This is a genomic window from Hanamia caeni (genome assembly GCF_003721595.1).
In the GTDB taxonomy this organism is placed as follows: Bacteria; Bacteroidota; Bacteroidia; order Chitinophagales; family Chitinophagaceae; genus Ginsengibacter; species Ginsengibacter caeni.
On the sequence record NZ_RJJR01000018.1, the window covers coordinates 24931 to 45304 of the forward strand.

Genomic DNA, 20374 nt, shown 5'->3' on the forward strand with positions numbered 1-20374 from the left:
TAAATATGCTTAAGAATACTAATTGTTACCAGCCAGGATTTTGTTCTAATTTGGGATTTAAATCAATTTCGTTAGTTGGAATTGCCCATAAGTTATTTTTTGGAACCTTAAAACTTCTATTCTCATACACATCACCATTAAAGTCATATACCGGACCATTCATAACATCTTTGGCTATTCCCCACCGTCTTATATCTGTATAATAATATCCTTCCATTGCTAATTCAATTCTCCTTTCATGCCTTATTAGTTGTCGCATTTCGTCTTGGGATAACCCTGGAGTAATCTTGGGCATATTTACACCTGGCCTTTCCCTAATTTGATTAATTGCATCATAAACGGATTGCACCGGACCGGCTTCTTCATTTTCCGCTTCAGCGTAAATGAGCAGAACACCGGCATAACGAATGACAATCGGATTAATTTCGCTACTTCCCGATGAAACAGGTGGAATATGACTACTGTCATTATATGAAGTCCATTTTTTAGCTCCAATAAAAGTCTGAGGAACATCACTAGGTAGAGTAATATTACCATTAAACTTTGATCCTAAAAGTCTGACAGTTTTATATAACCTGGGATCCCTGTTTTTGTAGGGATTAGAAGGATCATACAATGGTGACTCTGAAGCTGGCTTTCCATCCTTCATAAAGTAAGCATCAATAAGTCCTTTTAGAGGTGCAGGATCAGTATGAACTGTAGCTTGATCAACGAAATTATTTTTAAATCGAGGCAATTTAAATTCAATATCCCATAACACTTCTGAGTTATTCTCATTTTCCACTTTAAATAATCCCCCATAATCCGGAAACAAAGAATATTTATTCATATCAATTACTTCTTTAGCAGTTTCCGCAGCTTCCTTCCATTTACTATGATATAGTAAAATTCTCGCTTTAAAAGCTAATGCAGTTCCCTTGGTTACCCTGCCCGGAGCATTATCATCAGGCAGGAGAGAGGCTGCGTCAGACAGATCATTGAGTATAAGATTCAGTATATCATCTTCACTCGCTCTGCCTTGATCGCCCTGAGAAGGATTGGGTTGATCTGTAATAAGAGGAACCCCTCCGAATTTGTCAAGCAGATCAGCATAAAAAAAAGCACGTAAAAATTTGGCCTCCCCTTTTATTTTATTGGCCACTTCTTCACCCAAATTTGCTGCGTCAACATTAGCCAACACAGTGTTTGCTCTTCCTATGCCCCTGTAATTAGACGACCATGCGTTTTCAAACAAATCGTTAGTGGTTAATGCATCTCCTCTTGCAATTGAACGCCAGCCACCCGGATCATCAAACTTTACTGCATTTGGCGATAATTTATCACCCTGAAATATTAAGTCACTTGAATATCCCCGTAAAACTTCATATACCCCTGTTAAACCTGCTTCTACCTCCTCTTCATTTTTCCAAAAATTTTCCTGTGTGTATTGATCGGCCGGGGAAGTTGATAAAAATTTTTTACATCCTAAAAGAAGAAATCCAAACACAAATATTACTTTCAGGCTTTTCTTTATATTATTTAATCCTTTCATGTTATTAGTCGTTATTGTTTATAAATTAACTCGAATTCCACATGTCAAAGTTCTAGAAGCGGGGTAACCGTCAAATGTCTGTACGCTCAGATTTTTTTCCGGATCATAAAATGGCATTTTAGTTATCGTGAATAAGTTATCCCCACTAACAAAAACTTCAGCGGAGGTTAAATGTAATCGGCCGGCTAAATTTTCCGGGATATCATAACTGATTTGCACATTCTTTAAACGTAAGTATGAAACATCAAACAATAAGAAATCAGAGTTCGTGAAATTTGTATTAACAGCATCTTCATATGTAGTAAGGATTGGTAATTTTGCGTCTTTGTTATCAGGCGTCCATGAATTTTTTACCCAGTCTTTTGTAATACCTGAACCATACCAAAATGGAACAACGCCATAATAATTTGAATAGGTATAAACCTTTCCAACCCCAGTAAACCAGGCAGAAAGATTAATTCTTTTATAGCCAAAACTTAAATTGAATGCATAAGTATATTTGGGAATACGGCTTTTATCACTAATAACTCTGTCACTTTGATCAATTTTACCATCCTCATTCGTATCTTCAAATTTAAGATACCCGGGTTTAGTTTTATCAGATTGAAATGCGTGCTTTTTAATTTCATCTTGGTCTTGAAAAATGCCTTCCGAATGAAGCATATAATAAGAATCAATGGCATAGCCTTCTTTAATAATTGTTCCTCCACCACTACGCCATCCGAAGTTAAAAATCGTTTGATTATTTAGTGCGATGACTTTATTTTTTACAGTTGAAATATCTCCTCCTATTTTATAATGAAAATCCCCTATAGAATTTTGATAAGAAAGACTAGCCTCTATTCCTTTGTTGGTTACTGTTCCGATATTTTCGATTGGCCCACCGAGATCTCCAACTTGAGATGGCAGAGAAACCTCATGTAAAATATTATCGGTCTTTTTATTATATACTTCAAAACTGATATTTAAGCTTCTTCCAAAAAAAGTCCCATCTATTCCGATATTGGAAGTGGCGGTTGTTTCCCATGTTATATTTGGATCATTATATTGTGTGATAGCTCCTCCGGAAGAAACATCATTACCAAAAATATAGTCATGCCCCAAATCGACCAGGTTAACATATCGATAGGGAGCAATGCGATTATTACCTAATTTCCCCCAGGAAACCCGCAGTTTCAAAGCATCAATCCACTTGATATCTTTCATGAAGTTTTCGCTATGAATTTGCCAGCCAGCAGAAAAGGATGGAAACAATCCCCATCTGTGGCCTTCCGCAAATCTTGACGAGCCGTCATATCTGAAATTCGCTTCAAACAAATACTTCTCACGATAATTATACCTTAGTCGTCCAAATAGTGAAGCAAGCGTTCTGATGCTATAAGTACCTCCAACATTTGGATTGGTTGAGCCAGCATTTAATGTAGTAAGATCATTTCCTAAATACCCCTCCCTGTGTGCAAAAAAACTATTATCATCAAATTTTTGTATGCTATTGCCTAATAAGATAAAAAGATTATGGTCATTTTTTAGAGACTCCTCCCATCTTAATGTTTGCTGAAAGTTTGCCTGAGAATTATACGTATCTATGTTTTCTGCATGCCTGATAGGAGCATCACTTAAACGCACTCTTACCTGCTCATCTGTTTTGACATTATATTGAAAAATAGCAGGCTCAAATATTTGATTTAAGTAATCTTCTTTTGTATATCCTCCAAGAATTTGATAGGTTAAATTTAGAGGGAATTTATATTCGCCTTCCAGGCTGAGACGATAGGCTTGTTCCCGATGACGATTTAACCCCTCGTTTATTATAGCTAAAGGATTTCTGTAGCTATAATGTCCAGGAGTCTTAATGAAGTTATCGGCATATCTTCCATCTTCTGTAAGAACGGGATCATAAGGCACACTTGCTTCTCTATTAACCTGGTCCATTAAATAATTAGCACCAGCTACGGGTTCATAATATTTATTTATTTGTCCGCCTATGATTGCCTTAATAGTCAATCTATCAGTAACATTTACACTGGTATTTAAATCAATTGAATACTTATTTGATTTAGTTCCTCTTAATATCCCTTTTTGATCATCTTTCCCTACAGACAATGAATAATTATAATTATTGCTTCCACCGTATAGCCTTAGAGAATGTTTCTGCACAAATGCATTTCGAAGCGCTATATCATACCAATTAGTTTTTGGATATACTAAAGGATCCGTTTTCATTCCATTTTTATAGTCTTCAATCATCTCTTCACTATAGGTAACCGTAGCATCGCCTGCATTTCGTTGTGCTTGATTCCTTATCTCAAAAAACTGAATCGGATCAGTCACGTAATCAGGCAAATTTATAGCTTTGCTTACTCCAAAATAATTATTATAACTGATGTGAAATCCTTTAGAACCTTTGCCATCTTTAGTAGTTACAAGTATTACACCATTTGCCGCTCTTGATCCATAAATTGCTGCCGCCGCCGCATCTTTAAGGACTGAAATGCTTTTTATATTATTTGGATCTACGTTGCTGAGATCATACTCAATTCCGTCAACAATTACAAGCGGATCATTATCATTTAAAGTTCCCTGACCACGAATCCTCATTGTCACTTCACCTTTACCTGGTTGGGCGCCTGGCTGGGCAACATAAACTCCCTTTGCACCTCTTAAAGCTTCAGTTGAGTTAGTAAAAAATTTATTTCTTAATTGAGACTCATCTACCGTAGAAATAGATCCGGTAAGATCTTTTTTCTTCTGCGTGCCATACCCGACCACCACCACATCACTTAAGCCGGTAATTGCGAATTCCAAAGTAACCTTAATTTCTATTTGGCCTTCCACCTTTATCTTTTTTGTTTGATATCCCACACTGGAAATTTCCAATACAACATTTCTATCATCAGGCGCAGTCAAACTAAAACGCCCTTCACTATTGGTAGTAGTACCTATAGCGGTGCCAGATATCAATACAGATACATTCTGTAAGGGTTGCCCCTGTTGGTTCACAACCCTTCCATGTATTTCAATGGGCGGCGGTAAAGCAGGAACCGGCTCTGCAACAGATGTTTTAGCGGCAGAAACCTTCCTCGTAATCACAATAGTATTTTTGTCAATAGAATATTCCAGGGGCTCGTTTTTGAAACATTGATTTAATACTTCCTTCACCTGGGCATTCCTTACGTTTATGGTCACCTGCGGCAGCCCGGCAAGCATCTCTTTAGTGTAAAGAAAGCCATAACCGGTTTGTCGTTCAATTTCACGAAACACCTTTTCCACAGGCGCTTCCCTGAGTGATAACGTTACCTGTGAAATCCCTTTTGCGTGCACCTGCAAAAAAGCAACTGTTAAGAGAAAGGCAGTGAGCTTCATAGCTTTGAGTAATTGAGGCGGCAGCCTGCGCCTTAGCAAAAAGTTACCGCTAATGGATAAAATCATACTTTTGTATTTTGGGTTTAAAATGAATGATCGTAACTGTTTTATTTATTTGGTTACCCAAAATTGTTACCGTCCCGATTGCCGTCGGGGCGGTTTTTTTTGGATAATTTTATTTATTGATAATTTGCTATTTAGTAAGGTTTTCTAATACTTTCTAAGTAAAAGACTTTAATGCAATACGAACCCTACTGATTTACTAAACAATTAATAGCTATCCTTTTTGCAAATAAACTTATTTCTTAAAAGGCATCACCGTAACATGGTGCCCGCTAACAGCAAAACTCACGAGGCGCGTCTTTTCCAGCATATCCAGTATCTCGGAAATATTCTCATAGCGCGAGCGGTTGATCACTCCTACAAACTCCTCATCGGTAATATTTCCCTGGTAGCTTACCTCTACGTCGTACCATCTTGCGAGTTGTCTCATTACCGATTGTATATCATTTCCCCGGAAAATAAAGCTTCCATTCTTCCAGGCTACTGCGGCATCTACATCAACAGACTGAACCATTATCTTTGGATTCAGGGAGTTATCATGGTTTTCTATTTGCGCCTGTTCACCCGGCGTAATCGTTTTGCTGGCACCGCCTTTTCCTACTTTTACAGATCCTTCTAAAAGTGTTGTTTTTATTGTCGCCTCATCCTGATAAGCATTGACATTAAAATGCGTTCCAAGAACCTTTATTTCAACCCCATTTGCCAAAACCTTAAAAGGTTTTGCGGCGTCATGGGCTACTTCAAAATATCCTTCGCCGGTTAGTGTAACCTCTCTCCCGTTTCCTGTAAAAGATGTAGGGAAGCGCAGTGATGACGCGGCATTGAGCCATACTTTACTTCCATCAGCCAACACAACCTGGTATTGCCCGCCACGTGGTGTGGAAATAGTATTGTATAAAACTTGATCTGGTTTTTCATTTAATGCGTTATAGGAAAGCTGGCCATTGTTCAGCTTGATGATTTTTGTATTGCCTTGTTGCGTTAATGCTCCGTTGCCTGCGCTGTCAAGAATAATTTGAGCACCATTTGCCAAAGTAAGTATGGCCTTATTTCCGCCCGGCTGCACATCATTCTTAAGCTGTTGCTGAGTTGCTGTTTTCGCAATCGGCTTGGTGGAATAATCATTAAATATAAAATAACTACCCACAGAAAGTACTGCAATAATAACCGCTGCTGCCGCCACCTGAAACCACACATGCTTTTTCTCTATCACAGGCGTATTAATGATTTTCCTGTATATCTCATCCCAATCCACATCTGGCAATTGCTTACCATTTTCATAGCCGGCCCACAGTTCTTTGATCTTTTCCTTTAGTAGCATATCATCTTTCGACTTTCTGATCCAGCCGAATAATTCCCTCGTTTCCTCCGGTGTCGAAACGTCGGAGGCATATTGCTCTAAAAGATATTTTAAACGGTCATCGCTCATAATTACTATTCTTTATACAGGGAGTGTGAAATAAAATAAAAGTACCAGTCGGGGGTAAAATATTTTTTTTAAGCCAGCACCGAGTGTATTTCAAACGATTTCACGGATATGTTAAAGTGCATGCGGCGCTGACCTGGCCACAATATGCCTTTGCCGGCAGACAGTTAGCGGCAAAAAGGGTTTAACAGATAAGCAGTATTACCAGCGACATAAACAGCATCTCCGTTTTCTTCAAAAAAGTACGGATGGTTTTCATCGCTTCAGAAAGATGGTTTCGTACGGTATTTTTTGAGAGATGCATAAGCTCTGCGATCTCATCATACTTAAGCCCTTCCTGCTTACTCAATTCGTAAACTGTCCGTTGCTGTGGCGGAAGCTGCTGTATTGCCTCATTAATCAATTTGCCTGTTTCCCGCGCAGCAATCGTTTCAGCCGTGGTGTTTTGTATTTCAGTAAGATGTTGTATGATGGTATTTAAAAGCTCTTGGTTGTGGGATGCTTTTTTTAGGCGGCTATAGATGGTATTGTATGTAATAGTAAAAAGGTAAGCCTCCGGCTCATTGACCTGGCCCAGGTTACGCTTAGCCAGCCAGATGGAAAGGAATACATCCTGCACCACTTCTTCCGCATCAGTTTCTGACTTTAGCATTTTGAGCGCTACGCCGAACACTCTTCTTTTATAAAGTTCAAAGATGGTTTCAAATGCACTTGCATCGCCTTTTGCAAGCCTTTGAAAATATTCTCTCATATCATATAGATCATAAACAAGCATAATGAAAGGCAACAATTAATCTTTTTAAATTTATTGAATGTCGCAATTAATTTATAAAACAAAGCTATGGAAATGTCGGGATGTTGATTTTAGAAAGAGAAGCCGTAAAAGAAATCTTTCAAAATTATTTTCGTTTACCCATGGAAGTTATTCCTTCTTTTCGATGAATAGTTAATGGTTAGATCCGTCGCCCGGCTCTACTATTCTTACATCACCAAACCAGAAGAATAGCGGTATATCTACCATTCCGGTTTTGGTAGGAGACGCACCAGGGAGCTGGTTGGCGTCTTGCCACGGCAGGGAAATTGCTTTTTCCACCGGAAACATAAATCCTGGTCATTTGTTCGTTTACTATTCCACAGCTATTGTAAATAAACCGGCGGGCAAGAACAGACCAAATTAAAAAGCCATCACATGACGGCTTTATAATTGTCGGTTAAGACGCTGTAATGTCAGTTGTTCCATGAAAAGGGCCAGGGTATTCCCGTCCCTTTATGGAAAGAATCTAACTTACCGTTACTGAGTTGCGACCGTCTGCTGACAACAAACCGATATAGGTTTCCACTTGCTTACCGTTGGCGGAACCTATAGAGGCGAAAACATTACCGCTAAGGAACGGGGCACAACAATAAAAATCCATTGTGCATGCTGGTTGCCCTTCGGTAGACCCGGCTTCGGCTAAGGCGGAGTTTTTTATGAATCACTTTTTCAATGATGCCATATCAATTACAAAGCGATACTTTACATCACCTTTCAGCAAACGCTCATAAGCTTCATTGATTTGCTGAATATTGATCATTTCTATATCTGCAACAATATTATGTTTACCGCAGAAATCCAGCATCTCCTGTGTTTCGCCAATACTGCCAATGGTTGATCCGGCAAAACTTCTGCGAAAAGGAATTAAACTGAATGCTGCTACAGGAAGCGGATGTTCGGGTGCACCAACCAATGCCAGCGTGCCATCTACCCTAAGTTGAGCCAAATAATCATTGATGTTGTGATTTGCAGAAACGCAATCCAGTACAAAATGAAGCTTCCCTGCATACCGCTGCATTTGGTCAGCATCTTTTGAAAGTACTACATCATCAGCTCCAAGGCGCTTGGCATCTTCCACTTTCGATGGTGAAGTAGTATATACAATTACTTCTGCCCCCATCGCCTTTGCCAGCTTTACCCCCATGTGCCCCAATCCTCCAATGCCGACAATACCGACCTTTTGACCAGCGCCTGCATTCCAATGCTTAAGTGGCGAATACGTGGTGATACCGGCACACAGCAAGGGTGCAGTTGCTGCGAGGTCAAGGTTTTCAGGAATCCGAAGCACATAATTTTCGTTTACTACAACGCTTTCCGAATAACCGCCAAACGTATGGCCCTCCATGTATTTATCGGGAGAGTTATAGGTTAAGGTATTGCCATTTTCACAATATTGCTCCAAACCTTCTTTACAATAATCACATTCACGGCAGCTATCCACCATACAACCCACTGCGGCCAAATCTCCTGTTTTAAATTTGGTAACATGCTCCCCGACGCTTACAATTTTTCCAACAATTTCATGCCCCGGCACACATGGATATACCGTACCATGCCATTCATTTCTTGCGGTATGCAAATCGGAATGGCAAACGCCACAATATAATATCTCTATCTCTACATCATGGGCTGTTGGCCTTCTTCTTTGTATGTGTAATGGGTTCAATGGCGCTGCTGCTGCTTGTGTACCAAATGCTTTTACCTGTTTTGTGCTTAGCGTTCTACCGCCCTCTGCGGCTGTTGCTGTTTCCATATTAATCAATTTTTTGTTTTATTTAAATGAACTATTCAATTTAAAGCTATGCTTTTCTATGCATTCGCAGCACACGAAACACATTTTCTGCCTCGTTCGTGGCACACGAAACATGTCGGTCTTTGTTTTTCACCCATGAAACAGAGTACTTAAAAATTCAAAGCCATCTGCTCCTGTTTCATAAAAATTTGTCCCTGGTTGACGCCGCGTTGTTGAGTTTGCACGGGTAGTAATCGTCATGCGGGAAGAACCTGGTGATTAGTGACGTTCGGGGCCAGACTGCCTGATTTCAAAGACAAGCAAGGAAATATTTTTTACCGCGTTGCTGGTAACATATTTCTTATAGCAGCTATTTTCCATATTCCCTTATCGGCTACCACGATGAAGGAACTCCACATCCTCCTCGGATTGCCGCTTGCATTAGCTATTTCGTAACGGCAATCTACAATAGCACATACCGGGGTTACCAACCGGATCTTATCAACCTCCAGGATTCTCCTTCCCGGGTTATTGGCTGAGCTTTTCATCATACCTTCCACGGCAGCGCCGATGCCCGCTCTCCATTCGCCGGTAGAAACGAGTTGATCAGCATCCGTTGTAATTATTTTTTTTAGAAGGACCGTATCTTTTGATTCGCGGGCATGCGAATATTGAGCTATCAGCATAATAATCTCTTTTCGCTGGCTATCGGCAAGTTTGGTTTCCTGTGCATACACAAACGATGCACTTATAAGCAACAGTAAGAGAAAGTAAATATTTTTCATATCAAACGTTTTCCTTTTGTCTTTAAAAAGTTCCCATTCAAAGTTATGAACCTCTTTGCACTTCAAAGCTCCCACTCTTTCATTTCGTCGGCCATCATCACCGGGGCCATTGTCTGAAAAATGCCCTCATTCCCTTTCCCGGCGTTTTGAATTGCATCTTTAAGAGATGGTACAGTTCTAGCCTACGGGACACGAAATCCACAGTGAGAAAAGAGCAGCGAGGGAGCTCTGTTCTTTGCTTTACAGAGGCATAAAAGTTGCATGACGTGAAATAATTTCATTTATTTTGTTTCCCGGCAATCTCCGTCATCTATTTTCAAATTGAGTGTATGCCCATCGGGACGTTGCGTAAATGATGAATTCCTGGTTTAACCAGCTTGATTCCTAATCAATCTTCCGGGCGCAACCGCCAATTTCCTTTATTCCGTGTATTATTTGCGCATTCCTTATTTTCCCTCCTCCATCTCAATGGTATTCAGACTCTTTATTGTAGGGTAAACTTTATCTACTTCTTCAATTAGTTTTACCGGTAACTGCAAATTGGTATCAGCGCAATTCCTGAAAAGGTCAAAATCAAAATAATGCGTCTCCCCTGTTGGCACTGACGTACTCCATTCTTTTAGTTCGCCGGTCATGGCGATTGCAATCAGCGAATCATAGCTTGACTCATTCTCGGTAGCGAGATTTTTCAATGCGTCTTTGATGCATTCCTATTCCCCCATCATTTGCAACAGGGTTATGAACAAAATAACCTACTCATTTATCACTCATCAAATACTTGTCACCGCCCGGGTTATGCACAGAAAAAAAGCCATCAGGTGACGGCTTTTTAATTGTTGGTTCAGGCGCTGTAATGTCAGTTGTTCCATGAAAGGGGCCAGGGTATTCCAGCCCCTTTAAGGAAAGAATCTAACTTACCGTTACTTCACCGGTAAAAATGCTGATCGATGAGTTACGACCATCTGCTGACAAGAAACCGATGTAGGTTTCTACTTGTTTACCCCTGAAGGTAACCGCGTTTAAATCAGCAGACAATTCGCTCCTCTTCGCACCGTTGGTGGTAAAGATAGCCTGTCTCATTTCGGGACAGAAGGCTACCAGTATCGCCTGGTCGTTTGGATCAGCCGTTGAACTGTTGTTATCAGTCCAACTCCAGGTCAGGGTGCTTCCTGCTCCGGAAATTACCGATGGCGCCAGCGCGTTTGGCAGGTTGCCCCTGCTTACCAGCGCTTTTGAATAGTCGATGGCATAGTCAGGAAAGTCGCCGGTAATAGCTTCCTGGTAGTTATAAGCAAACGCGCTGTTGATCCCCGTTTTGCGGACAGCAAAATCGTGAAAGCTTATAGTAAGAAGCCCCGCCATAGGTTGCAAAAAACGCATCATGAGCGCAAACTTCAGTTGCTGCTCAAGCTGCTTCTGGCTTGGGACAAACGTGCGCTTCGCGGCCTTGCTGCGCATGTAATCTATCCCCTTCCAGTTGCCACCTATTACGGATCCGACCTTACCGGAAAATCCTCCTAAAATGCCCTTTTCAAATGTTGCCATAAGAATTGGTTTTTTCGTGAAAAAATAAGATACCGAGTTTTTGCGCTTCATCGCTTGGTGCAGTAGCGCAATACATGAATAAAACGGCATTGTAAGAGCGGCAGTATGGCGCTGAAAATTCTTCCACATATTGCACTAATCAATTCCATAAACTTCATTATCTGCTACTATTTCTTCCATCCTTTATCTTTTTCTTCCATGTAATTCCATGACTGCTTGCCTGCCTGATTATTTATGCTCATAAATTTTGATTTTATCTCAATTTTATTTTAATTTGAAGTACATTTTTATTACCACAAACTCAACATTCAATGCCTTAACCAACTAACCTATGAAAAAGGAAAAAAGACCACCGAAAACACCACAGCCACCACCCGAAGAAGCCGTGCCCACACCATCAGAAGAAGAAATAGCAAATCTGCTTTCCCGGCTTCACGTTCCGCCGGGCGTAGCGCTTAATGATATTTTTCTTGATAACCAGGATATGGCTGACCAATTACACATCTGCAAGCGCGTATTGACCAACATGCGCAAAAATGGCGAACTGTCCTACACGCAATTAAGCAAAAATGGAAAGGTGTTTTACCTGAAACAGGAAATAGCGAATATGCTCAAGCAAAATATCGTGATTGGAAAAAACAGCCCGCTTCGCAAGACCGGTTTAAAATGCATGGGAGCCTTGATAGCCTTATCTTCCATCTGTTCTCCGGATCTGGCGGAATTAGTGAACCGTCTGATGCCGGCTTAAGCTGGAAAACAATCCGTTTCATATTTTTTCCAAAAAACCGTTTACGTGAGTAAACCGGTAAAGAAAGGGATTGCTTTTTCCGACACGGTTAAAGTTGCAATGCAGGAGGCTGAAGGCAGGAATACGTTCTCACCCCGTGTGGAACCTGACGACTTCATACTCACAACAGACGTAATTTCTTTCTAGCGCAGGTCTTTCGACCTGTGCATCAGCGTTACCCGGCTTGTTGCTAATAAAGTACCGTAATTACCTTTTTTTAATTGTCAATTCAGTTTATAACCAGCGTTAGTTATGAGCGGTCGCCGCACTGACCTGCGTCCGCGCGAAGGCTTGCGCTACTTAAGAAGAATGGTTGTGAAAAACGAAGCAAGGTATTGGTCGAAATAACAAATCAATAGTTAAACGTCGTGTTTTGGTCACTCGGGTAATATTATTTGTCATTCTTTTCCCCGATGCAATGTTCCTTCTTAAAATTGTTCAATCTTAATTAAGAGACAATTTTAGATGTAGGCAATTCCCTTAATTCCTGTATTATTTTGCCATTCTTTATTCTCTCTCGTCCTCCATCTCAATCGTATTCAGATTCTTTATTGTATGGTAAACTTTATCTACTTCTTCAATTAGTTTTACCAGTAACTGCAAGTTGGTATCAGCACAATTGCTGAAAAGGTCAAAATCAAAATAATGCGTCTCCCCTATTGGCACTGACTTACTCCATTCTTTGAGTTCGCCCGTCATGGCTATTAGAATCAACGAATCATAGATAGATTCATTCACGGTAACGAGGTTTCTTAATGCGTCTTTTGATGGATTCCCTGTATGCTTCTGATTGCATAATTTTTATTAAAATATTCCAGGTAATACAATTAATATTCCCCCATCATTTGCAATAGCGTTACTGTTTACATAAACCATCCGGTTGCCGGAAACAATTTTTTAAATTGCTCCATTACGATTTCATCTTCAGGAATCCCAAACGCCGGAAGAATGATCACATTTTTCAATTGCAAATAATTCAGGTATTCACCGTTTGCCTGGTCATTGTTTTTATTTGCGGAAGTATTGCATGGTATCTCAAGTGGGCGTTCTGTAAACCACCGCCTATTTGTTATATTCAATTCAATGAAAATTGAAACCATATTGGAATATGATCTGAAACAATTCTGGCATCACTTAGATTATCAAAAGATTCATAAAATTTAATAACACCCGAGTTGATGAAATTGACTCTTTGGACATTATAAAATATATTATCAAATTCTGATGTAAGGAATTCATTATTAAAAGCTCGCCTTTTTAAAGTTGTCTTCTGACCTTCAAAAATTGGCTTATACCCCATCTTTTTTAAGGGATTAAAAACTGTGTGAGACTGAGGGCAATTAAAATCACCACTAAAAACCAAATTCTTATCAGGATATTCTGACGGAAGATTTTTAAAATATTTTATCTCTGTTTCCGGCTGCATCTTTTTTGTAATTGCATGAAAATTTACAAGAGTAAATTTCTTATCATGAAATTTAAAAGTTGCAAAAAAAGGTTCCCGATCTATTTCACTAGTATATTGTATTTCGAGCCAAGGCTGGCCAACTATACTAATCCTTGAGGTCTTCCATAAAAAAGCGTAACGCTCCCTTTTGTAAGAATTTTCCCCACTTGTAGGATCACTAACTGTATAATCCCATTTGCTGCCTTTTCGATTGAGTTCATCGTTTAATAGTGCGACAGCTTGTGCTCCTCCATAGCCTGCTACCACTTCCTGGATTGCCACAACATCAAATCCGTTTACCGTGTTTGCAATAAAATTGATAACATCATCACTTTTAGATTTCCCAAAATCTTCAAGATTCCATGAAAGAACAGCTACGTCATCCGCAGATGAAATTGGGTGGACCTGATTATTATTATACCCAGGTGTAAGATTTTTACCTTCTTCTATAGGAATTATCTCAGTATCCTTATTAAAATCTTTATTTTTTTTCAGGCTAACAAAGCTGTGTCCAACATTGTCCTTGGTTACCTGGTTATTTTTATTTCTTTCCTGACGCCCAGAAGGTGAACAACCCGAACAACTGTTTAATACAACAGAAGAAATTATCGCTACTGCAAGAAACCATTCCTGTATTCGAAACTCGAAGTGCTTTATTTTTCCAATTTTCATTTATTATTAATCTTTCTAATCAGAAACTATCTCGATAAGATGTGTCCCTGGTTGATATCTAAGAATCATTTTAGGGCGAGTTACTAGAAGCTACCCGAGACCAACTTTTAAACTCCAAGTGTGCCAAAGAAGTATTGGTTGAAAATTTTTTAAAGCGCCAGGACTGACCCTGCCTTTACCATTTCGTGGCTTAAGTCAGTGCCATTACCTAAACACGAACTCTTCTTCCATGCATGTCTTTAGTCCGTATACTTGATCGAATGAGTTCTTTTTGAACATAGCTTACCTAAATAAATTATAACCACTCGACAGAAAGACATCCGTTTTTCAGGTGCATCTATCCCTTCTATTCCTATCCTGATTTTTCTATTTCCGGCTAATAAAATATCATATGTGCCTACATCATATATTGAGATTACTTTTCCAGTAGTCAAGAAGTTTTATGTCGATTAATAAAAATACAAACAATAAGTAGTAAGTATATTATTTTACGCGTACTTAGTTTGCAAATCTTTGAAATCACAAATAAATCACTCAAAATATTAGACAGCTATTTATTAATTTTCGGAATAATTTGTATTAGAAAGCGCTTATTGTTCTCTTCGTGGGGATCTCTACCCACACCGAAAAAACCACTGCCTGATACAATTATTTCAGTCTTTGTAGGATCAAAAATATTTTTTTCCTGCCATAACTTGTGTAATGCTAAAGCTCTTCGATAACTTAAGATATAGGTACCGTCTCCTTGCTTATTCATTCCTTCTCCATAAGCACAACTACCTTCAATTAAGATAAGAAATTTTATATTTTCATTAGAGGGAAATGAATTAATTAATTTTTTTATCTCATTTCCAGCCTTTATAGCTATCAATAAAAATTCTGGTTTAATTTTGTATTCCTCCCGTTCGAAAATTTCTTTTCCTATAAAATCTTTTACTATAAACCGTTTGTATTTCTCATCATAAACGAATGTGCCCGTTTGTTCCAACGCTTGAATTTGTTCATCTACTTTTTTTATTCTTGTGTATTGATCTGCTAAAACTTCAAATTTGTTTTTTTCTTCTGTTATTTCCTTTTTCTTATCATTGAAAAGTTTGAAACTGAGAACGAATAGCACAAGAACAATAGCAAATAGGCCCGTCATAAGGTCCACATAACTTGGCCAAAAAAAGTCTTTATTCTTTTCTCCGATGCTTTCCATTACTTCCAAATAGTTTTTCGAGAAATGATACGTTATTTTCATCGGTTTCCTCAGTTACTACAGCCTCACTCTCTTCTTCCCCTTCATTAATTTCTACAAGTGTGCTATCGATAGAGGATAGGTATTTATTAACTGTTTCAACAGATTTTTTTGTTCCACTTATTTCTTGATAAATTTCTTCCCTTTTCGCTTTTGATTCCAGATTGTCTTTTACGATAATTTCCAAATTTTGCAATTGGCTCAGTTTGTCCAGCAACATCAGCTTTTGAAATGGATTGTTATCAATGTTAAAATCTAACGCACGTTCAATTTCATTTTCGATATGTGCGACCAACTTTTCAATTTTAGTTGATTCTCTTTCAAAGAAATTATATATGTCTGAATTACTTGTTTGTGAATGTTGCTTGAGAACTTCGAATTGATTATCCAATTCAGACATTTTTCTTTCAACCTTTTTAAGAAGATCTGAACTCATATAGTCTGCGTTGTCTATCCTATCTCCTAACTTATTAATACTTTCTTCGAAAGTCTTTATTCTGTCCATGACAGATCGTATCGTATTTACAAAATCTGCTGTCTTTTCAATTGATTCATTTAATTCTTTCTGCTTGTCTATAAATTTGACAAAGTTTGGGCCTGCCTCTTTCATTAAAGTAAATACCTTAATGTTTGCCTCTGCCATCCGGTTATAGCCTATTCCTCTTAGTTCTTTAAGAAATTCTTTTTGAGAGTTTGTATTCTCAATTATGGGATTAATATTGTCAGCAATGCTTTCTACAGATTGCTTTAAATGATAAATATTAGAAGTAAAATTGGTGTCAAACATCTTGACATTATTACTAAACTTATCATTGAAATCATTTATATTGACTCTTAGCCTATCAAGTGTATCATACAGACTGCTACCCAGGTGCGGTAAAAGCTCTACTTGGAGAAAATTGAAAAATTTATTTTTCCGATCATCAGTGATTGTTTTTGCTTTTTTAAAGTTACCTGAGTTGTTAATAACTGTCAATACCAAGCCGCAAAGGCTGGCTACCATTGCAATAAATATACCGCCTATAAAAGCATTAATGTTTTCATCAGAAACCCCTCCCAAAAAAGCAATCTTCAAAAGGCCAAGTATAACACCAATGAAAGTCCCCATCAATCCAATATACAAAGGCAAACTAACTGTAGAAGATACCTCATTTTCTTTTGCCTGCGTTGATCGCTCTACAATACTCTTGATAATAGAGAAATCAACAGCCCCTTTATTCTTAACTAAATATCGGTTTATTGAGGAAAGCATGTCCTTAAAAATGAAACCAAAGAAAGCCACATCATCCTTTATTAATTCCACTTCAGTTCCATTTATATCTTTTTTTATGATAAAATCGCCTTCTAGGGAAATTTCGGGAAAAATTAGATTCAATTCACCAACTTTTCTTTTAGTTTGAAAGAAAAAATTAAATTGTAAAGAAAGAACGACGAGCGTAACAACCAACTCTATCAAATAAAACAGGTTTTCATTCATATATAAAGATTAAATAAATTCTATTTTCAAACGCTCCTTTACAATCCATTTATCACCCAGGCGTTCTACAATTCCCGGTTTAATAATTTTTATTTCCTGGTCACCGTTCTCTGGAAACTGATCCCAATCGCTTACAGGTTTTAAATAGCCTTCTATGCCCGCTATTGCCCTTTTGTAAACTTCGGAATGTTCGATTAATCTTAATTCACCAAAGTTTGGGTTATCATCTTGAATAGTTAGACTGAAGATTGAATCGGGCCGTCTAATACTTGTGAGACGGGAGGTATGAAATTCGTTGTCATTATCCGGGCTTAATCCATAATAAATGCTTTTGGGACTATATCCGCTTATTTCATTGGAAGTCAATTTATTTAGCTTAAAAATTAATCCAATTAATGGGTAAAAGAACAAAGAGTCAGAAATTTCGTCCTGTCCATCAACTGTCTGGCGCCGTTTATCAAAGCCAATACGTAGATTTTCGGCCGCTTTCGATTTCATAAAGCTTTTAATAGCTTGTGCTTTAACTTCAATGCCAAAATTGCTGCGGAAAGCAAGTCCAGGTTCATCATTCATCTTAAAAAAGATATCAATGAAATGATTAAACGTCTCTAATACATTTTCAAAAACGTATTCCTTTCTAATATCAATATCTATATATTTTCTATAATCACTATCATTTAATTCTAAACCCAGGTAATTAACGGGTTTAAACTGATTATTTGTTTGTGGTTTATAAAGGCCGCCATAACAAGTAGATTCCTTTCTGTTTGCGTCCGGTAAAATAACTTGCGGATAAGCTATATTAGGATCGCTAAAAGCTGACTTTAGTATATATCCGCATATTTTTTGAATAGTTTCAGATGATGCTATCAAATCAATGTACTTACTACCATTTCCGCTAAAGATTATACATGTAGGAGCCTTATGATTATTGGCTTTAAGTAGCTTAGAAGAGTGAAAAATTAAAGAGGTCAAATGTAATAAATAACTCAACTTAAATTCATTGCGTTTGAGTTCGTCAATTACTAACGCCTTATCATTGTTTAAAAGCCAAAAATTAATAATTTCATCTGATCCGTTTTTTGCAATTACATGTTCGTTATAAGTTTTTAAATCGGTGGACTTTAGATTATTAACAATTTTTTCCTTTATTGCCTCATAAATGCCATTGGCCTTCTCTGATTCAAAATCATTAAACCCATTTCCCCACAAAATGTTCGCCCCGAAATGGACCGACGTCCCTAAAATAGGCCTGTTTTCACTGAAGAACATCATATCAGAAGAACCACCACCAATATCAATTGTTAGTACTGATGTGGCATCATTTATATCTGCTTTCTTATATAGGTAATAGTATGGAGCTTCCGATTCGGTTAGATTTTGTACCTGCCTTTTCTGCGAACCTTTGAAAATCTTTATAAGTAAATCCTCCCATATTTCTTTATATGCTTGTTTCGAAGCTGGAGTGAAGCTTAAAGGAGAGAACCATGTTATTGCTGTTCTTTTTGGATCACCTTCATTAAGGATAGTTTTAGTGCGAAGAAGATAGAATAATTCCTGCAAAAAAACTTTAATAGACGTTTTAAAAGCATTATTAGTCTTGATATTCCACTTTAAATTTGTAATATACTCCTGATTTATATCAGTGAGATTATTGTCTTCTCTCTGATAAGTAAACGCAATGTTAGTATTCGAAAATAACGACCTTAGGTTGTCTGGAATAGATTGTTTTTGGAATAACACTGTCCGGATTGGAAATTTATATTTTTCTTTATTTTCATTAGAAATAATACTTGGTAAGAACTCTTGTTTTTGAACCAATGTGGACTCTATAAAATCTTTAATAGATAACCAATCGAATATCTCTGTCCAAGATATATCGTCTCTTTTTCTAAGCGGTTTATTTAGCATTACTAGTTGTAATTCCTTGGCTTTTATTTCAAGTGCTTGAGGTTCCTTGGTATGATTAGGGTCGTCAGTATAAGCTACAAACGTCGTGGTTGTACCGAAATCAACACTGTAATCAATTTTCTTTGTGCCAATTGATTTTTCTTGCCATTTAGGAACAATAATACCTTTTATTGGAGAGTTAGATATTGCTGGTAGAGCGATCTGAATAAAGTCAAAGTAGGTATTTAACGAATAGTAAGTAGAACCAATAGCAGCTTTGCTCATAGACGTTCTTTCTTCCCTTTGTATTTCATGTAAACTTGTGTTTACTATTACCCTCCCATTTTTTCCAAATTCAAGAGAAAAATCATGATTGTCGTATTTCCTGTTTAAATCTTGAGTAACCAAAGCAACTTTATAAAAATCATTGTAATCATCACCATCTGGTGAATTAACGACTTTTAAAAACGGGTAAATTCCCAAATTCAGTTTTACAGAATAGCTATCCGCCAAATCAATAAGTTGCCCATCCTGCCCCAAGACATTTTTTGTATGATATTTTTTTGAAATTTTATTACTTCCAATTTGTATCAAAACTTCAACCGAATCTTTATCTAGTTCTTTTATGAAAACAATACGGCTGATGTCTTCTGGTTTGAATTCTTCGAAAAATATTGTTGTCAGAGGTAAGAGATAATCATAATTTCTATCAGCTTTACTTTGTTGCAATGGGATATGAAAAAAGCTATCATTGATTTGATAATTAAGCTTAACTAGATATTTTTCAAAATAATCTATTTCAGATTTGCGAGAGCTGGATTGTAAAGGCTGCCCAAACAAATCTATTTTCTGATTATCAGGTAAACTAATCTCTTCTAAAGGAATTAGAACATCATCAGCCACTTCAACGGCATGCCTTCTTAAATATGTGCGAATTACTTTAGTCGCATCAGATTTTTGAAGGTTGGTTTTATAGAAGAAATCCAGTATATATCGTTTAATCTCTGGCTTACGATTGTCAAAGGGAATAATTTTAGAAAAATAGTTCCCACGGTTAATAGGATTATATAAATCTATTTCCTGTCCAGCATTAGGCGCAGTGAAAAAACCTGTAAAGGGGGATGAACCTGCGATTGGACGATTTTTGTATTTGATTATAAAAATATCCTCAAAGTTTCCAAACGCATTTTCACTAAAAAAAACCTCCAACGTTTCTCCTAATAATTTATGTCTCGCTCTGCTTCTTTTTAAATTTCCAATCTCTGTGTTCCTATTCCACTTTATTATAGATAATTTTTTTTCATCCCGAATATGGTTGTTCCAATTATAGAGCAACTCAAAAACATCAAAGCAATCAGACACCAGTTTCTTAAAAGTATCACCTGAATAGTCGGTACCATTTAACTCGTCTTTATCTAATAAATCAAATGCAGCTTCAAAGACATGAATTCTGGCAAACGGCGAAGGGATCGCATTTAATGATTTATCATTACCTGCTTTTGAAATCTTAATATCCTTGATATCACTTGTAGAAAACTGGGACGATTTATGCCACCCGGTTTTATCATACGACCTTTGCGTGATACTTAATTTTTTACCCAT

The 20374-nt window shown here is 37.7% G+C and carries 16 protein-coding genes; 1 reads left to right on the plus strand and 15 read right to left on the minus strand.

The window, feature by feature from the left end; all coding sequences use genetic code 11:
- Positions 1 to 25: 25 nt before the first annotated feature.
- The 9 genes from EFY79_RS18445 to EFY79_RS18480 all read right to left on the minus strand — a co-directional run bounded on the left by EFY79_RS18445 (position 26) and on the right by EFY79_RS18480 (position 11310).
- On the minus strand, positions 26 to 1531 hold the full coding sequence (locus tag EFY79_RS18445; RefSeq protein ID WP_123122222.1) for a RagB/SusD family nutrient uptake outer membrane protein: 1506 nt from the start codon (positions 1529 to 1531) through the stop codon (positions 26 to 28).
- An 18-nt stretch (positions 1532 to 1549) separates the two neighbouring features.
- On the minus strand, positions 1550 to 4960 hold the full coding sequence (locus EFY79_RS18450) for a TonB-dependent receptor (RefSeq protein WP_123122223.1): 3411 nt from the start codon (positions 4958 to 4960) through the stop codon (positions 1550 to 1552).
- Positions 4961 to 5192: 232 nt separating this feature from the next.
- Positions 5193 to 6386, minus strand: a complete 1194-nt coding sequence (locus tag EFY79_RS18455; RefSeq protein ID WP_123122224.1) for a FecR family protein — start codon at positions 6384 to 6386, stop codon at positions 5193 to 5195.
- Positions 6387 to 6567: 181 nt separating this feature from the next.
- The gene (locus EFY79_RS18460; protein ID WP_148041971.1) at positions 6568 to 7173 is read right to left on the minus strand and encodes an RNA polymerase sigma factor; all 606 of its coding nucleotides are present in this window, start codon (positions 7171 to 7173) and stop codon (positions 6568 to 6570) included.
- A 156-nt stretch (positions 7174 to 7329) separates the two neighbouring features.
- Positions 7330 to 7485, minus strand: a complete 156-nt coding sequence (locus EFY79_RS21495) for a hypothetical protein (RefSeq protein WP_158605250.1) — start codon at positions 7483 to 7485, stop codon at positions 7330 to 7332.
- Positions 7486 to 7858: 373 nt separating this feature from the next.
- The gene (locus tag EFY79_RS18465; RefSeq protein WP_123122226.1) at positions 7859 to 8950 is read right to left on the minus strand and encodes an NAD(P)-dependent alcohol dehydrogenase; all 1092 of its coding nucleotides are present in this window, start codon (positions 8948 to 8950) and stop codon (positions 7859 to 7861) included.
- Between the two features lie 314 nt (positions 8951 to 9264).
- The gene (locus EFY79_RS18470) at positions 9265 to 9714 is read right to left on the minus strand and encodes a Cif family virulence factor (protein ID WP_123122227.1); all 450 of its coding nucleotides are present in this window, start codon (positions 9712 to 9714) and stop codon (positions 9265 to 9267) included.
- Positions 9715 to 10160: 446 nt separating this feature from the next.
- The gene (locus EFY79_RS18475) at positions 10161 to 10406 is read right to left on the minus strand and encodes a hypothetical protein (protein WP_123122228.1); all 246 of its coding nucleotides are present in this window, start codon (positions 10404 to 10406) and stop codon (positions 10161 to 10163) included.
- Positions 10407 to 10623: 217 nt separating this feature from the next.
- The gene (locus tag EFY79_RS18480; protein WP_148041972.1) at positions 10624 to 11310 is read right to left on the minus strand and encodes a DUF6266 family protein; all 687 of its coding nucleotides are present in this window, start codon (positions 11308 to 11310) and stop codon (positions 10624 to 10626) included.
- A gap of 280 nt (positions 11311 to 11590) precedes the next feature.
- Between EFY79_RS18480 and EFY79_RS18485 the strand changes: the two genes are divergently transcribed.
- The gene (locus tag EFY79_RS18485) at positions 11591 to 12007 is read left to right on the plus strand and encodes a helix-turn-helix domain-containing protein (RefSeq protein ID WP_123122230.1); all 417 of its coding nucleotides are present in this window, start codon (positions 11591 to 11593) and stop codon (positions 12005 to 12007) included.
- Positions 12008 to 12553: 546 nt separating this feature from the next.
- On the opposite strand, the gene EFY79_RS18490 is transcribed toward EFY79_RS18485, so the two are convergent.
- The 6 genes from EFY79_RS18490 to EFY79_RS18515 all read right to left on the minus strand — a co-directional run bounded on the left by EFY79_RS18490 (position 12554) and on the right by EFY79_RS18515 (position 20374).
- Positions 12554 to 12784: a hypothetical protein gene (locus EFY79_RS18490; protein ID WP_148041973.1), complete on the minus strand. Its 231-nt coding sequence runs from the start codon at positions 12782 to 12784 to the stop codon at positions 12554 to 12556.
- Positions 12785 to 12909: 125 nt separating this feature from the next.
- A complete protein-coding gene (locus tag EFY79_RS18495; protein ID WP_158605251.1) occupies positions 12910 to 13125 on the minus strand; it encodes an agmatine deiminase family protein in 216 nt (71 codons plus the stop codon).
- The gene (locus tag EFY79_RS18500; RefSeq protein WP_199727581.1) at positions 13122 to 14165 is read right to left on the minus strand and encodes an endonuclease/exonuclease/phosphatase family protein; all 1044 of its coding nucleotides are present in this window, start codon (positions 14163 to 14165) and stop codon (positions 13122 to 13124) included. The genes EFY79_RS18495 and EFY79_RS18500 overlap by 4 nt, the downstream gene beginning before the upstream one ends.
- Before the next feature lie 550 nt (positions 14166 to 14715).
- Positions 14716 to 15366 (minus strand): hypothetical protein, encoded by a 651-nt coding sequence (locus tag EFY79_RS18505; protein WP_123122233.1) that lies wholly within the window; start codon positions 15364 to 15366, stop codon positions 14716 to 14718.
- On the minus strand, positions 15341 to 16882 hold the full coding sequence (locus EFY79_RS18510; RefSeq protein ID WP_123122234.1) for a hypothetical protein: 1542 nt from the start codon (positions 16880 to 16882) through the stop codon (positions 15341 to 15343). The genes EFY79_RS18505 and EFY79_RS18510 overlap by 26 nt, the downstream gene beginning before the upstream one ends.
- Positions 16883 to 16891: 9 nt before the next feature.
- The gene (locus EFY79_RS18515) at positions 16892 to 20374 is read right to left on the minus strand and encodes a hypothetical protein (protein ID WP_123122235.1); all 3483 of its coding nucleotides are present in this window, start codon (positions 20372 to 20374) and stop codon (positions 16892 to 16894) included.

Excerpts from the sequence above, each read along its gene's own strand:
- EFY79_RS18450 (WP_123122223.1), bottom strand. The coding sequence starts at position 4,960 with ATGATTTTATCCATTAGCGGTAACTTTTTGCTAAGGCGCAGGCTGCCG.
- EFY79_RS18485 (WP_123122230.1), top strand. The coding sequence starts at position 11,591 with ATGAAAAAGGAAAAAAGACCACCGAAAACACCACAGCCACCACCCGAA.
- EFY79_RS18470 (WP_123122227.1), bottom strand. The coding sequence starts at position 9,714 with ATGAAAAATATTTACTTTCTCTTACTGTTGCTTATAAGTGCATCGTTT.
- EFY79_RS18480 (WP_148041972.1), bottom strand. The coding sequence starts at position 11,310 with ATGAAGCGCAAAAACTCGGTATCTTATTTTTTCACGAAAAAACCAATT.
- EFY79_RS18465 (WP_123122226.1), bottom strand. The coding sequence starts at position 8,950 with ATGGAAACAGCAACAGCCGCAGAGGGCGGTAGAACGCTAAGCACAAAA.
- EFY79_RS18455 (WP_123122224.1), bottom strand. The coding sequence starts at position 6,386 with ATGAGCGATGACCGTTTAAAATATCTTTTAGAGCAATATGCCTCCGAC.
- EFY79_RS18510 (WP_123122234.1), bottom strand. The coding sequence starts at position 16,882 with ATGAATGAAAACCTGTTTTATTTGATAGAGTTGGTTGTTACGCTCGTC.
- EFY79_RS18500 (WP_199727581.1), bottom strand. The coding sequence starts at position 14,165 with ATGAAAATTGGAAAAATAAAGCACTTCGAGTTTCGAATACAGGAATGG.
- EFY79_RS18515 (WP_123122235.1), bottom strand. The coding sequence starts at position 20,374 with ATGGGTAAAAAATTAAGTATCACGCAAAGGTCGTATGATAAAACCGGG.
- EFY79_RS18445 (WP_123122222.1), bottom strand. The coding sequence starts at position 1,531 with ATGAAAGGATTAAATAATATAAAGAAAAGCCTGAAAGTAATATTTGTG.
- EFY79_RS21495 (WP_158605250.1), bottom strand. The coding sequence starts at position 7,485 with ATGTTTCCGGTGGAAAAAGCAATTTCCCTGCCGTGGCAAGACGCCAAC.
- EFY79_RS18505 (WP_123122233.1), bottom strand. The coding sequence starts at position 15,366 with ATGGAAAGCATCGGAGAAAAGAATAAAGACTTTTTTTGGCCAAGTTAT.